Source organism: Brockia lithotrophica (assembly GCF_003633725.1).
Taxonomy (GTDB): domain Bacteria; phylum Bacillota; class Bacilli; order Thermicanales; family DSM-22653; genus Brockia; species Brockia lithotrophica.
On record NZ_RBIJ01000001.1, the window covers coordinates 591,555 to 605,523 of the forward strand.

The following is a 13,969-nucleotide window of genomic DNA, read 5'->3' on the forward strand; positions in this document are numbered from 1 at the left end:
GAGCGGAGGGCGGCACAAAGATCGCACCGGGGCAGTCGGGAAAGCGCATGCGAAAGCGCATACGCCTTTCCTCCCGAGGTAGTCTGCTCCGGAAGAAAGGAGGACACACCATGGCCCGCATCGTGATTCTCGGGTCCGGCTTTGCCGGTCAGACTGCCGCCTTTTATCTCCGCAAGTACATCGGCAAGCGGAACCACGAGGTCGTCATGGTCACGCCCGCCGAGTACTTCACGTACCAACCCTCGCTCGTCTGGGTCGGCGTCGACCGGATGAAGGTCCACCAGGCCACCTTCCCCCTGGAGCCGGTGTACCGCAAGTTCAACATCACCTACAAGCGAGCCTACGCCCGCGAAATCCATCCCGAAACGCAGAAGGTCGTCATCGAATACGTGGGCGGCGGACGCGAGGAGATCTCCTACGACTACCTCGTGAACGCCACCGGGCCTCATCTCGCCTTTGAAGAGACGCCGGGCATGGGTCCCGAGCACGGGACCACCTACTCCATCTGCACGGCGTCTCACGCCGAAGAGACGCGCAAGGCATACCTCCAAATCGTCGAACGCCTGAAGCAAGGGGACCGAGTCAAGATCGTGATCGGCGTCGGCCACCCCACGGCAACGTGCCAGGGGGCGGCCGTGGAGTACATCACGAACGTACACGCGGACCTCGTCCGCCGCGGACTCCGCCACAACGCGGAGATTACCTGGCTTTCCAACGAACCGGAGCTCGGCGATCTCGGCGTGGGCGGCCTCGTCTTCCGCCGGGGCGACAAGATCGTCACCTCCCGCGACGTAAGCGAGGCCTTGTACGGGGAGTTCGGCATCAAGACGCAAATCCAGACGGCGGTAACGCGCGTGGAACCGGGAAAAATCTACTGGGAAAACGCCCGCGGCGAACAGGGGGTTCTCCCGTACGACTTCGCCATGCTCATCCCGCCCTTTAAGGGGGCGCGCATCGCCTACGTAGGCCGTGACGGAAGCGACCTCACGAAGGAGCTCACAAACCCTGCGGGATTCCTCAAGGTCGACGGCCGGTACGGGAAGAAGTGGGAGGAGCTCACGGAAGACGACTGGCCCAAGCTCTACCAGAACCCCATCTTCCCCAACATCTTTGCCGCCGGAATCGCGTTTGCCCCGCCGGGGGCGGTGTCGAAGCCGCTCTACACACCTTCCGGACGGCTCATCCAGCCGACGGTCCCCCGCACGGGCATGACGGCCTCGCTCATCGGAATGGCTGTGGCGAAAAACCTCGTCGACCTGCTTCACGGACGCCCCGCGTCCCACGAAGAGCCGATGACGGAAATGCCGGGCTCGTGCGTGGCCTCGCTGGACGCTTCCATTTTCCGCGGCGAAGCCTCGACGATCATCATGTACCCGGTAGTGCCCAACTACAAGCTCTACCCCGAATTCGGGCGCGACCCGGACATCACGCGGATGGAGCTTGGGCTTGCCGGTGCATGGATCAAGCGGATCCTGCACACGACGTTCATCTACAAGATGAAGGGCCTCCCCGGTTGGAGCTACATTCCCGGCTAAGGGCATACGGGCCCGAGAAACCTTCGGCAAAGGGAGGGAATTTCCATGGCCATTCGCTCGGAGGAGTTGGTCGCGCTGCCTCGAATGGGTCACGAGGAAATTCGCAAGGCGCCTCCGTTCTCGCGCTTCTGGCGGAAATGCTACCTGTATCAGATGTACCGCTTTGCCGTGATCAACATCCGCATGCTCATGGCGATCTTCGGCCAACCCGCAAAAAAGATCAAAGAGCAGATGCGGGAGGAAGAAAGGAAGTAGAGCGGGAGAGCCCCCGAAAGTTCCCAGGTGCGCCGAATCCCTGGCGTTCGGGAACGCAGGAAAAGCCAGGCGCTCCGGGCAGAGCCGCGTCCGGAGCGCCTTTTCGTTTCCCTTCTTCAGGCGAGGGCTTCGGCGCAGCGGCGGCAGAAGTCGTTTCCGTCGTCGTGCGCCTGTCCGCGGTACACCGCCCGGAAGTCCAAGAGGCCCTCACCCAAGGCACGTAAGAGGACCTCCGCCGTCCCTTCGTTTGTGGCAATGGGGACGTCGTACACGTCGGCGACGCGCAGGAGCGCGCTCACGTCGGGTTCGTGGGGCTGTGCGGTGAGCGGGTCGCGGAGGAAGATTACGGCGTCGACGAGGTTGCAGGCGATTAGGGCTCCGATCTGTTGGTCCCCGCCATACGGGCCGGAAGCAAAGGGGCGTACGGGAAGCCCCACTTCCTCCCGCAGCCGTTTCCCCGTCGTACCTGTGGCGAAGAGGACGTGCCTCTCGAGAAGCGGACGGTACGCGGTGAGGAGGCGGACGAGGTCGTCCTTTTTGCGGTCGTGGGCGATGAGGGCGATGTGAAGCGTCGGACGCTGTTCGGGCGAAACCACGTTCATCCCCCGCTCAGGCGCAATCCTCCCTTGCGCCTTCTCCTTGTACATGGTAGACTGTTTTTCGTGACTCTCGACGAGATGCGGTTCATGCGGAGCGCCGCACGGAACGTTCGCCTCACATTGTACGGAAGAAGCGGCATGCACGCACGCGCATTCCCATACGGAAGACGCGAAACCGCAACCATCCGACTCATCGAGGAGGGGATTTCATGCCCAATACGCGGTCGGCGGAAAAGCGCCTGCGCCAGAGCTTGAAGCGGCGCCAGCGCAACCTGCTCATCAAGGCGGACCTGCGCATCCGCATCAAGCAACTCGAGCGTGCGATCAAAAACGGAGAACCTCTGGAAAAGGTCCGCGAACTGTACAACATCGCCGCCAAGCGCCTTGAAATGGCCGCGTCCAAGGGCGTCATCCATCGGAACAAGGCAGCGCGCAAGAAATCGCGCCTTATGGCCAAGGTAAACGCGTACGCCGCAAGTCTCGCGCAAACAGGCGGCTCTGCGGAAGAAGCCTAAGCGCCGGCCCCAAGGGGGGCCGGTTTTTTTTATCCCCTGATAATCTTTTCTTTGCACCGCTGCACCACGCAAAGAAAAGAAACCGAGGAGAGCAAAGGAACGTGCCCTTCGTACGGGAAAACCGAAGGGATGCTAAAGAAGCGTGCAATGGGCAAAAGAGACACGGGATCAGCAAAGATGCGTTCGGGCGTCAGGACCGCGCCTTTTTCGTCCGAAAAGAAGGACCTCATCCTGCCGACGAAGACGAACGGGTGGGACGGGCGACCTTCGTCGCGATTTCGAGAAAAAACAACCATAGGGCTTCGCGCCGTTCTTCTTCGCGGTAGATGCTCTTGAAGCGCCCGTCCAACTCCGCGGCTTCGAGGTAGAAGCGTACGAGCTCTTCCTCGGAATAGCGAGCGCTTTCGCGCAGGGCCATACGGACGGCGTAAGGATGCATGCCGGAGGCGCGGGCGAGCTCCGATTCCGTACGGTGTCCCCGCTCTTGCAGGTGACGGAGGACGAGGAAACGCTCGATGCGCTGCGCGACGAGGGCGAGGAGCCGAATCGCCTGGTTTGGGCCGCCGGGAAGGGCCGACCAGTGCATTTCCATCTCCCGCACGTCTCCGCGCCATACGGCGGAAAGGAGGGGAAAGGCGTCCCCTTCTTCCGGAGGCGGGACGAGGAGGCGGACGTCTTCGCCGTCGAGCGCCTCGCCCTTCCGAGTTCGGGCGTAGAGGAGAATTTTGTCTACGGCGAGACGCAAGGCCGAGTACTCCGCGGGCAACGCGTACTCGAGGTAGGCCAACGCGTCTTCCGTAAACCGTACACCGTTCGCACGGGCGACCTCCTGTACGAAGGCGACGCGCTGCCGCGCTCCGGGGAGCGCGAGGGTGAGTACGCCCGCGGCACGTCGTTCCACCCAGGCAACCGTGCGCTTGCGCCGATCGAGGTGTGCTTGCGGCACGAAGACGACGAGTGCGGTCTCCGGCGGCCAACTTCGCCCCGCTTCCTCCGCCCAGGCCTCGAAATCCTTGAGGGACTTGCCGCCCTCCGCCGTCCCGAGAAACGTCGCTCCCTTTACCCAGAGGATCTTACCCGAGGAGAAAAACGATCCGGAGGCCCACTCCCGAACCACAGCCTCCCACCCGTCGGCCTCCGCGTCGAGGACGACGGTTTCAAATCCCTCCGCCGCAAGGGACGACGCGCCCGTCTCGGGCTTCGCCGGATCGAGCGCGGCGAGGTCCAACTTCTGGCTCCATTGCGGAAAGGAGGCGGAAACGGCTGCGCAAAACCGAGCGCCGAGTTCCCCTCCGGGACAAGCGCCCCCTTCCTCCTCCCCTTCCCGCCGAATTCCGTCTCCCCCCTGCCGGAGAGAGGCTATCAGAAAGCGGGCTACCGCCTCGAGGAGAGACACATCCTCCCCGACGAGTACAGCGAGGGGAAGTTTTCCCTTCGGTTCGTCCTCTTGAGCGGCCGAACGCCTCCTCTTCTGCTTGTCCGATGAAGAAGCGGTCACGTCGTTCCCCCCCCAAAGGGAAAGGGGCCTTACGGCCCCGACGCCACCTTTCCCTCTATGGAAACGCCGAGCATTCGTCCGCGGACCGACTGCTCGGGCGGGAAGCGTGGCGATCTTAGTGTGTGCCGACCGCACGCGAGCGTACGCGCCGAGTGCGGAACGAATCCCGCCAAATTGTGCCTCGGACGTTGTCCGAGTTAGAGCGGTGAGGAAGCCGCATCGCCGGTTTTGCCTTCCCCCTCCCCGCTCGCTTCGGCAAAGAAGATCGGGATGTCGCCGATCTCCCCCCAAAGTCCGCGGGGAAGGGAACTCAAGATCAGGCGCCCGTAGGAGCGGCGGAAGAGGCGCGGATCGAGGAAGACGACGACGCCACGGTCCGATTCGTGGCGGATAAGGCGGCCCAGACCTTGGCGGAGCTTGACGATGGCCTTGGGGAGCATGTAGGCGCGGAATTCGTCTCCTACGTCCCCCGAATGGCGCGCGGCCAAGGCCGCCACCAAAGGATCGCGCGGGTTGGGAAAAGGGATCTTGGTGATCACGACCGCACGCAAGGATTCCCCGCGAAGGTCGATCCCCTCCCAAAAGGTATCGTTTCCGAGGAGGAGGGCGCGCTGCGCTTGCCGAAAGCGCTCGAGGAGCTCCTCGCGCGAACTTGCCGGCGTGTGGGCGAGTACCTCCACCCCTTCCGCCTCGGCCCAGGGCGAGAGCGACGCGGCGACTTCTTCGATCACACGGAAGTTCGTAAAGAGGACGAGGACTTTGCCGCCGAGGTACGGGTAGAGCTCCTTGAGCTTTTCCGTCACGAACGGAGTGTGGTGGTCGAGAGCCCGGGTACCCGCGGGTGGGAAGGGGCCCTCGCGCATTCCGACATAGAGGATCCGCCCAAAGGTGCCCGGCGGGGGCTCCGAGAGGAACTTCGTGTAGGTGCGGAGTCCCATTTCTCGGGCAAAGAGGTCCACTTCCCCGGCAACGGCGAGCGTGGCGCTCAAAAATACGGGCGCGACCTTCTCCCAATGGTCGCCGAGCACCTCACCGGCATCGAGAGGTCGGGCAAAAAACGCCACGTTCTCCGGAGGAGGGAAGGCAGTACGGCTCTGCACTTCCGCGCCCGAAGACGCAGGAAGGAGGGTGTCTCCCTTCGTAGCCTCCCCACGGCGAACTTCCAAACCCGAGAAGGACCAGCCGTACACCCAGGCGTCACCGCCCTCGCCGGCGAGGAAAAAGGAAAGATCCTGTTCCAGAGCATCGAGGCGGCGGAGAAAACCGCGAATCCCCACGGCTCCCGGATCGGAGGCGTCGAATTCCTCGCGCTTACGCGTGAGGAAATTCCGGAGGACCTCGTACGCCCCCCGTTCGTGCCGGGAAACGTCAAACGGAGGGGCGAGACGTCCGGCGCGCTCCATCCCTTCGCCGTCCCCGAAGAGCGAGAGCGGTCCGTTCCCTTCGACTGCCGCAGCGGGAAATACCCGCCGGACGATCTCTTCAAACGTCTTGCGAAAGCCGACGAGGAAGTTTTCCAAGAGGTAGAGGAAATGCGCCCGTTCGCCTTCGTTGGGAAAGGCGTGGTTTACCCACGCCCGCCGTCGCCGACGCACTTCGTCGTACAGCGCGTAGGCGCGGCCTAGGGTGATTTCCCGGCCGAAGAACGCGGGAAATACGTCCGCCAACCGGTGCGCCTCGTCGAAGAGGACGCGCCCGTGGGGAGGCAAAACCCCCGCCTCTCCGGCCCGGCTGCGGGCGACGTCCGTGAGGTAGAGGGCGTGGTTCGTGACGACGACCTCTGCCTCCGCCAGGCGGCGGCGTGCCCGCTGGACGTAGCAGCGGCCGTAGTAGGGGGAGGCGTGGTGCAGGCAGTCGTCGGGATCCGCACGAATCTCCTCCCAAACCTCTGCCGGGATCTTTAGCGGAAACTCGTCCCGAAGCCCTTCCTCAAGCTCCAGGGCTTGACCGACGAGTTCGACGGCGAGCGGAACGTAGGGAACTCCCGAACTTCGGGCGTGGCCGGTGAGGATGGGCTCCGCCCAGGCGAACAGCCGCCTGAGGCAGACGTAGTTTCCCCGGCCGCGGGCGATTTCGAGGCGGGGTACGGGAAGGCCTAGCCGCCTGAGGGCCTCGCGGGCTACCGGCCACTCCCGGTCGACGATCTGTTCCTGCAAGGGCAACGTGTGCGTCGCGACGACCACCGTATCCTCCGCGAGGACGGCGTACAACGAAGCGGCCAAGAGGTACGCCAAAGTCTTCCCTGTCCCGGTCGCGGCCTCGGCGAGAAGGGGACGACCGGTCAGGAAGGACTCGACGAGCACCCGGTAGAGCTCACGCTGCACGTGCCGCGGCCTGTACCCCGGGAGGATCTGAGAAAGGATCCCGCCTTCGGCAAACAGGGCTTCCGCGTACCTTTCGAGCTTCGCCCGAAGCTCGTCCACCGTACCCCACCACCTCCCCGCCGCCTCCACGGGCATCTGCGGCCGTCGGGATCCGCTCGAAGCGGGCGGTTCTCCAACTATCCGGTCGTTTTCCGGCCGTTCAGCTCCGCGGCGCGTTCGCGCAGTTCGCGTGTGAGCGCTTCGATGTCTCTCTGGGCGATTTCGAGAAAGCGGCGGTAGTCCTCTCGCCCTTCTTCCGCACCTTCTAACCCGCGGCGGATTTCGTTGTAGATGTCGAGAAGGCGGTCGATTTCCGCCCGCAGGGCGTCTACGCGTTCTTGCGGGGTCTCTTGTTCGGTGTCCTCAAGGACCGCGTCGAGCCAGCCGTCCTCCCGCTCTTCTGGGTCGACTTCGAGGAGGACGTCGACCGTCTCGTCGCTCGTCGCCAGAGCTGCGATGAAGAGAAAGGGATCGGGGACTTCCACCCCGTGGACGCGGGCGAAAAAGGGGACGTTCGGCCACAGGGCTCGCTTGCGCGTGGAAATGCGTACCCCTACCGGAGAGGATTCGATGTCGGAGACGAACCGAACGCGCTCGAGCCGCCCAGCGAGAAAGGCCACGGCGGCAAGGCGGGGAGGATCCAGGGGACCGGTTTGGAGAAAACGCTTGAGCGCCTCCCACTTCTTCGTCCGATCGACCACGACGGCCCCCTCCTCTCGTCGAGACTATTATATGGCATGCACGGGCAAGGCGCCGCCATTCGGGCGGCGCCTTGCTCTGCGCTCGGGTCCTTCCGTCCGTTTTCTGCGGAACTTCCAAACGTCGTGCCACGCGGCGCCCCTTTGGGGCCCTACTCTACGACGAGGTTTACGAGGCGATCGGGGACGACCACGACCTTGCGGATCTGCCGCCCCTCGATGTGCCGGCGCACGTCCTCGTGCGCGAGGGCGATCTCGCGCAGCTCTTCCTCCGAAAGCCCTTTGGGAACGCGTCGACGGCCGCGGAGTTTCCCGTTCACCTGGATGACCAGTTCCACCTCATCGACCTCGAGCCACCGTTCCTCGTACGTGGGCCACGGCTCGTACGCGATCGTCTCGTCGTGCCCGAGCCGCCACCAGAGCTCCTCGCCGAGGTGTGGCGTGATCGGGTAGAGGAGCTTCACGAAGCCCTCCGCATAGCTACGGGGGAGTATCCCTACGTCGTAGGCGTGGTTCATGAAGGTCATGAGCTGGGCGATGGCCGTGTTGAAGCGCAGGTTTTCGTAGTCTTCGCTCACCTTTTGAACCGTCCGGTGGTACATCCGCGCCGTCTCCCGCTTCGCGGGGTCGTCTTCCCAACCCGGCGTAAAGTAGGCGTCGTCTTCGACGATGCGGGAGGAAAGCGTCCGCCGCTCGAGGTCGACTTCCTCCTCACCCACGAAGTAGCGCCACACGCGCTCGAGGAAACGGCGCGCGCCGTCGAGCCCCGACGTCGACCAAGCCTTCGTCGCCTCCAGGGGACCCATGAACATCTCGTAGAGGCGCAGGGCGTCCGCGCCGTGGCTTTCCAAGATCTCGTCCGGATTTACGACGTTCCCCCGCGACTTGGACATCTTTTGGTGGTCTTCCCCGAGGATGATGCCCTGGTTGAAGAGCTTTTGGAACGGTTCGGGCGTGGGGACGACCCCGATGTCATACAAGAACTTGTGCCAGAAGCGGGCGTAGAGGAGGTGGAGGACGGCGTGTTCGGCGCCGCCCACGTACAGGTCTACGGGGAGCCAGTACTTGAGCTTTTCGTAGTCCGCCAACGCTTCGTCGTTGTGCGGGTCGACGAAGCGCAAGAAGTACCACGAGCTGCCCGCCCACTGGGGCATCGTGTTCGTCTCGCGCCGCGCCGGGCGCCCCGTTTCCGGATCGACGGTCTCCACCCATTCCTTGATGTTGGCCAGGGGCGACTCTCCCGTACCCGTGGGGCGGATCTGGTCCGTGTCGGGAAGGGTGACAGGGAGTTGGTCGTAGGGGACGGGCTTCACCTGACCGTCTTCCGTGTGGATCACGGGGATCGGCTCTCCCCAGAAGCGCTGCCGACTGAACACCCAGTCCCGAAGGCGGTACATCTTCTTTCGCCGGCCGCGGCCGTGCTCTTCGAGCCAAGCGATCATCCGCTCCTTCGCCTCGGCGACATTGAGGCCGTCGAGGAACTGGGAGTTCACGTGCTCGCCATCTCCCGTGTACGCCTCGCGCGTGATGTCGCCGCCCTTGACGACCTCGACGATGGGCAGGCCGAATTTGCGTGCAAACTCGTAGTCGCGTTCGTCGTGAGCCGGTACGGCCATGATCGCCCCCGTCCCGTAGTGGCCGAGGACGTAGTCGGCGATCCATACGGGAAGGGGTTCTCCGGTGACGGGATGCAGGGCGTACCCGCCGGTAAACACCCCGGTCTTTTCCTTGGCGAGGTCCGTACGCTCGAGGTCCGACTTCCGCGCGGTCGCCTCGCGGTACGCCTCGACCTCCGCACGCCTCTCGGGCGTCGTGAGCCGGTCCACGAGCGGATGTTCCGGCGCCAAGACGAGGTACGTCGCGCCGAAGAGCGTGTCGGGCCGCGTCGTAAAGACCGTGATCACCCCGTCGCCGCTCGCGAGGGGAAACTCGATTTCCGCCCCTTCCGAAGGGCCGATCCAGTTCCGCTGCATCTCGCGGATGTGCTCCGGCCAGTCGAGGAGGTCGAGGTCGGCGTAGAGGCGGTCGGCGTAGGCGGTGATCTTGAGGAGCCATTGGCGCATGGGGATCCGGTAGACGGGATGCCCGCCGCGTTCGCTCTTTCCGTCGATGACCTCCTCGTCCGCAAGGACCGTACCGAGCGCCGGACACCAGTTCACCGGCACTTCCGCCATGTACGCGAGCCCGTGCTCGAAAAGCTTGAGAAAGATCCACTGCGTCCACTTGTAGTACTTCGGATCCGTGGTCGCAAACTCCCGCGTCCAATCGTAGGAAAAGCCAAGCGCCTTGAGCTGGCGGCGGAAGTTCGCGATGTTCTTTTCCGTGAAGGGACCGGGGTGATTGCCTGTGTCCAAGGCGTATTGCTCCGCCGGGAGGCCGAAGGCATCCCACCCCATGGGGTGAAGGACGTTGTACCCCTGCATGCGCTTCATGCGCGCGATGATGTCCGTCGCCGTGTACCCTTCTACGTGGCCCACGTGCAGCCCGGAACCCGACGGATAGGGAAACATGTCCAAGACGTAAAATTTCGGCTTCGAGGTGTCTACGGGTTCTTTGAGGACGAACGTCTCGTGGGTTTCCCAGTACTCTTGCCAGCGCTTCTCGATGGCACGGTGCGGGTACATCGCCTGCCGGTCCCTCCTACACGATGCCTACCATGTGCGGCCGCACGCCGCATCCGGCGCACGGTCAGGACGATCCTGCAAGTCGGTAGGAAACACGCCGCGTTCCGCCCCGGTGGGGCGGTTGCGCGGTACGAAGCGCGTCCATCCGTAAGGGATTGGCACCTATTGTAGCACGCCTCGAATCCGGGGCCAAGGACTTCCGCGCACCCTCGTCTCCGAAGCCAAACCGCCTCAGTGCATGACGAGCCCGCCGTCGACGACGAGTTCCTGCCCAGTAATCGCCCGCGCCCACGGCGAGGCGAAGAAGAGCACAGCATCGGCGACCTCTTCAGGTGTGACGACGCGTCGGAGGGCGCTCGCTTCGGCCACCTGGCGGAATACCTCCTCGGGGGTGTGCCGGCTCGCATCCGTGACGCGGATGAGCCCGGGGGAAACCACGTTTGCCGTAATCCCGTAGGGGCCGAGATCCTTTGCGAGGCTTCGCACGAAGGCGAGAAGCGCTCCCTTGGCCGCGATGTAGTCGTGGTAGGGCACGACCGGATCGTGCACGAGGTTCGTACCGACGGCGACGATCCGGCCGAAGCCCGCCTGCCGCATGTCGGGGAGGACGGCGCGCACGAGGAGGTACGTCTGAAGGACGGCGAGGCTGAACTGGCGCACGAGGCCGGGCCACTCCAGCGTCTCCACCGTGGGACGCTTCTCGGGGTCAAACACGTAGTCCACGGCGTTGATCACGAGGGTGGTGACGGGCATCCCGAAGCGCTCGCGCGCCGCGCGCACGAGATCTTCTACGTCCTTGGTCTTGATCACGTCCGCCTGCACGGCTACGGCGCGATCTCCCAGACGCCTTACAAGCGCCTCCGCCGCTTCGCGGTTGCGTACGTAGTTCACCACCACGCGGGCCCCTTCGCGGACGAATGCCTCGGCGATCGCCGCCCCGAGCCCGCGGGACGAACCGGTGACGAGTACGAGTTGCTCAGAAAGGGCGCGCAAGGTCGCTCCTCCTCCTTGGGGGATCGGTTCGCGGAAACGTCCCCTTCCCAAACCCGGGTTTGCCGCTACGGATGAACCGACCGCTCTTGGGGATCTGCCTCCCCGCCTCCCAAGAGCTCGCGGGGGGCATCGCCCCACAGCCGTTCGAGCTGGTAGTACGCACGCTCTTCCTCCGTGAAGAGATGGACGATCACGTCGCCGTAGTCGAGGAGGACCCAACGCCCCTCGTCAAGTCCTTCCGTCCGCCGCGCGCGCCTGCCCACCTTGCGGGCCTCTTCTTCCACGGCGTCGCTCAGGGCGCGGACGTGCACGCGGTTTTTCCCCGTAACGAGGAGAAAGTAGTCGGCGATGAGCGTGAGCCCACGAACGTCGAGGAGGAGTACGTCCTCTCCTTTCTTCGCGAGGGCAGCGTTCCCCAAGCTCACCGCCACCGCGCGTGCGTCCCCTTCCGCCGCGCCTCGGACCGAGTTCCGAATCCCCGACCCGAAGGTTTCGCCATCCGAATTCTCGGAACGGACGAGGTCATGTCGTTCTTCGTCGTACAAGTCCACCGCCCCGACCACCTCCTCAATTCTCATTCATCTTCGGCGGATTCTGTCTGACGCCGTCTCCGGCGCACGCACGCGTTGTACGCGTCGAGGGCGAGGGGGAAGATCTTTTCTTCCTCCCACGCGAGTTCGAGGATCGTCTCGCGCACGCCGTGGCAGAAGGCCGCGTAGAGATCCACTTCGGCCAGGGCACGGGCGGCCTCCACGCCCGGGAAGTCGCGAGACGGTTCTACGTAGTCGGCCACCCACAGGACGAGGTCGAGGGGCGACATGGCCGCACGTCCCGTCGTGTGGTAGTATACCGCTTCCAGAACGAGGGGATCTTCTACGCCGAAGCGCTCGCGGGCGATGTAGCTCGCGCAGGGGGCGTGCCAGAGGTTGGCGTCGTAGTCGAGCCAAAGGGTGTCGCGGTGGCGGCGGAGGACTTCCGCCTGCCGTTCCGGCGGCCACTCCTTGCACATGTCGTGGAGGAGGGCCGCAAGCTCCGCCTTTGAGCGGTCTACCCCCAGGCGTTCCGCAAAGCGGAGCGAAGTCGCCACAACCCCTTCCACGTGACGCCTGCGGCGAGGAGAAAGTTCGGAGAATACCTCGTTTCGGATCCGGTCGAGATCGACCACGGGCCCCCACCTCCTTCGAAAATTCGCCGCATGTCGCGGGACCTACCCATCCCCCGAAGCTACGGCACCGCACGCCGGAGGGAGATACAGCGCCCGCTCCAAGATGTAGGTGAGGACGGCGTCGGGAACGAGGGAGCGAACCGAGCGCCCCTCGCACAGCCTCCTTCGGACGAGGCTCGAAGAAATTCCCAAGGGCGGAACGTCTACGGCGACGAACCGGGACGGGGAAACCCCGGCGGCTGCAGCGACTTCCTCGATCGTGCGCGAAACGTCGTCGGGCGTGTGGGGCGGACGAACGAAGACGGCAAAGTTCGCCAGGTCGAGGATTCCGGGAAAGCCGTGCCAACGGGGCAGCCCCGCCAACGCATCGCTCCCCAAAAGAAAGACGAAGGTCACCCCGGGATAGCGGCGCCGAAGAGTCGTCAGCGTATCCGCCGTGTAAGATGGGCCCGGCCGCTCATATTCGACGGTCTGAACGGCGAGGTAGGGCCTGCCGGAAACCGCAAGGCGGAGCATGGCAAGACGCTCGGCCGGCGAGGCGACGACGCGGGCGCGTTTCCACGGAGGAACGTGGGCGGGAACGAACCACACCTCGTCGAGCGCGAGCGCGTCCCGCGCCCACTCGGCAACGACGAGGTGGGCCGTATGCGGCGGATCGAAGGTCCCCCCGAGGAGGCCCACGCGGTACCCTTCTTTCCGAACATCCGGGTCCTTCAGCATCCTTCCGCCCATCCTTCGGCACCCAAGGCGCGGTACACCACGTCGCGCATCACCGACACGGGGGCGGGGCGCCCCGTCCAGCGCTCTAGGGCAGCCGCACCTTGGTGGACGAACATCCCCGCCCCCGGTACCACCCGGGCACCGCGCGCGGCCGCCTCGCGAAGAAGGCGAGTACACAGCGGGTTGTACACGAGGTCGGCGACGACGAGATCCGAGTGCAGCGCCGACGGGGAGAGCGGAAGGGCGTCCACGTCGGGGTGCATGCCTACGGGCGTCCCGTGGACGACGAGCGTTCCCGGTTCCGCGGCGCGGACGACGTCGTCTCGCCGCTCCCAGGGGAAAACGTGAGCCTCCGCCCCCGCACGCCGCAAGCGTTCCGCAAGGCGGTGGGCACGTTCTTCCCCGCGGCTCGTGAGGAGAAAGCGGCGCATGCCCCGCCACAAAAGGCCGAACGCCACCGCCTGTGCTGCTCCCCCCGCCCCGAGAAGGACCGCCTGCCGCTCGACATAAGGGAAGTCCCCTACCGCCTCTTCGAGCGAACGGACGAACCCTTCGGCGTCCGTGTTGTCGCCTACGAGCCGATCTCCGTCCCAATAGAGGGTGTTCACGGCACCGATCGCTACGGCCTGGGGGGTGTGGGCGTCGAGTAGGGCGAAGACCGCCTCTTTGTGCGGTAGGGTGACGTTGGCCCCGGCGATGCGGAGCGCGCGCATCGCCCGTACCGCATCGGGCAGGCGTTCCCGCGCCACGTCAAAGGCGAGGTACACGGCATCCACGCCCAGGGCCCTGAGGGCCGCCGTCTGCATCGCTGGGGAGAGGCTGTGCGCCACCGGCGTGCCGAAGAGAGCGTAGAGACGAGTTTCCGCACCTATTTCGACCATCTCAGCCTTCCTGCCCTCCGGGGATCGCATCGGACCCCCGATGCGGAACACGCGGGTTTCTCACATCGGAGGCGAAAAAAGGCGACACAACTGTGGCGAAAGTTTGAAAACATCCGCGAACCC

13 protein-coding genes are annotated in these 13,969 nt (G+C 64.8%); 3 read left to right on the top strand and 10 right to left on the bottom strand.

All coding sequences use genetic code 11. The annotated features are described in order from the left end of the window. Positions 1 to 110 precede the first annotated feature (110 nt). Positions 111 to 1,535 (top strand): NAD(P)/FAD-dependent oxidoreductase, encoded by a 1,425-nt coding sequence (locus C7438_RS02715; RefSeq protein WP_121443776.1) that lies wholly within the window; start codon positions 111 to 113, stop codon positions 1,533 to 1,535. A 45-nt stretch (positions 1,536 to 1,580) separates the two neighbouring features. Beyond that, positions 1,581 to 1,790: a hypothetical protein gene (locus tag C7438_RS02720; RefSeq protein WP_121443777.1), complete on the top strand. Its 210-nt coding sequence runs from the start codon at positions 1,581 to 1,583 to the stop codon at positions 1,788 to 1,790. Positions 1,791 to 1,906: 116 nt separating this feature from the next. Here the strand turns inward: C7438_RS02720 and mgsA are convergent, their stop codons facing one another. Further along, positions 1,907 to 2,392 (bottom strand): methylglyoxal synthase, encoded by a 486-nt coding sequence (gene mgsA / locus C7438_RS02725; protein ID WP_121443778.1) that lies wholly within the window; start codon positions 2,390 to 2,392, stop codon positions 1,907 to 1,909. Between the two features lie 206 nt (positions 2,393 to 2,598). On the opposite strand from mgsA, the gene rpsT reads away from it, so the two are divergent. Beyond that, the gene (rpsT, locus tag C7438_RS02730) at positions 2,599 to 2,904 is read left to right on the top strand and encodes a 30S ribosomal protein S20 (protein ID WP_121443779.1); all 306 of its coding nucleotides are present in this window, start codon (positions 2,599 to 2,601) and stop codon (positions 2,902 to 2,904) included. A gap of 226 nt (positions 2,905 to 3,130) precedes the next feature. Here rpsT and holA read toward each other — a convergent pair whose 3' ends face one another. From holA to aroE, 9 genes are all read right to left on the bottom strand, one after another. Next, positions 3,131 to 4,402, bottom strand: coding sequence for a DNA polymerase III subunit delta (gene holA, locus C7438_RS02740; RefSeq protein ID WP_170143509.1), 1,272 nt, complete (start codon positions 4,400 to 4,402; stop codon positions 3,131 to 3,133). A gap of 197 nt (positions 4,403 to 4,599) precedes the next feature. After that, positions 4,600 to 6,825 (bottom strand): ATP-dependent DNA helicase, encoded by a 2,226-nt coding sequence (locus C7438_RS02745; protein WP_121443782.1) that lies wholly within the window; start codon positions 6,823 to 6,825, stop codon positions 4,600 to 4,602. 77 nt (positions 6,826 to 6,902) lie between these two features. After that, on the bottom strand, positions 6,903 to 7,466 hold the full coding sequence (locus C7438_RS09115; RefSeq protein ID WP_121443783.1) for a hypothetical protein: 564 nt from the start codon (positions 7,464 to 7,466) through the stop codon (positions 6,903 to 6,905). Positions 7,467 to 7,615: 149 nt separating this feature from the next. Next, the gene (gene leuS, locus C7438_RS02755) at positions 7,616 to 10,087 is read right to left on the bottom strand and encodes a leucine--tRNA ligase (RefSeq protein WP_121443784.1); all 2,472 of its coding nucleotides are present in this window, start codon (positions 10,085 to 10,087) and stop codon (positions 7,616 to 7,618) included. Between the two features lie 231 nt (positions 10,088 to 10,318). After that, positions 10,319 to 11,080 carry a 3-oxoacyl-ACP reductase gene (locus tag C7438_RS02760; protein WP_211322030.1) on the bottom strand — a complete coding sequence of 254 codons (762 nt, stop codon included), beginning with the start codon at positions 11,078 to 11,080 and terminating at the stop codon, positions 10,319 to 10,321. Positions 11,081 to 11,145: 65 nt separating this feature from the next. Then, positions 11,146 to 11,658, bottom strand: coding sequence for a ribosome silencing factor (gene rsfS, locus C7438_RS02765; protein ID WP_121443785.1), 513 nt, complete (start codon positions 11,656 to 11,658; stop codon positions 11,146 to 11,148). Further along, positions 11,655 to 12,245 carry a bis(5'-nucleosyl)-tetraphosphatase (symmetrical) YqeK gene (yqeK, locus tag C7438_RS02770; protein ID WP_121443786.1) on the bottom strand — a complete coding sequence of 197 codons (591 nt, stop codon included), beginning with the start codon at positions 12,243 to 12,245 and terminating at the stop codon, positions 11,655 to 11,657. The genes rsfS and yqeK overlap by 4 nt, the downstream gene beginning before the upstream one ends. 42 nt (positions 12,246 to 12,287) lie before the next feature. Further along, entirely contained in the window at positions 12,288 to 12,965 is a 678-nt protein-coding gene (gene nadD, locus C7438_RS02775; RefSeq protein WP_211322031.1) for a nicotinate-nucleotide adenylyltransferase, read from the bottom strand. Beyond that, positions 12,959 to 13,846 carry a shikimate dehydrogenase gene (gene aroE, locus C7438_RS02780; protein WP_211322032.1) on the bottom strand — a complete coding sequence of 296 codons (888 nt, stop codon included), beginning with the start codon at positions 13,844 to 13,846 and terminating at the stop codon, positions 12,959 to 12,961. The genes nadD and aroE overlap by 7 nt, the downstream gene beginning before the upstream one ends. Positions 13,847 to 13,969 lie beyond the last annotated feature (123 nt).

Coding starts and splice junctions, on each gene's coding strand:
- C7438_RS02715 (WP_121443776.1), top strand. CDS start 111: ATGGCCCGCATCGTGATTCTCGGGTCCGGCTTTGCCGGTCAGACTGCC.
- C7438_RS02720 (WP_121443777.1), top strand. CDS start 1,581: ATGGCCATTCGCTCGGAGGAGTTGGTCGCGCTGCCTCGAATGGGTCAC.
- mgsA (WP_121443778.1), bottom strand. CDS start 2,392: ATGAACGTGGTTTCGCCCGAACAGCGTCCGACGCTTCACATCGCCCTC.
- rpsT (WP_121443779.1), top strand. CDS start 2,599: ATGCCCAATACGCGGTCGGCGGAAAAGCGCCTGCGCCAGAGCTTGAAG.
- leuS (WP_121443784.1), bottom strand. CDS start 10,087: ATGTACCCGCACCGTGCCATCGAGAAGCGCTGGCAAGAGTACTGGGAA.
- rsfS (WP_121443785.1), bottom strand. CDS start 11,658: ATGAGAATTGAGGAGGTGGTCGGGGCGGTGGACTTGTACGACGAAGAA.
- nadD (WP_211322031.1), bottom strand. CDS start 12,965: ATGCTGAAGGACCCGGATGTTCGGAAAGAAGGGTACCGCGTGGGCCTC.
- aroE (WP_211322032.1), bottom strand. CDS start 13,846: ATGGTCGAAATAGGTGCGGAAACTCGTCTCTACGCTCTCTTCGGCACG.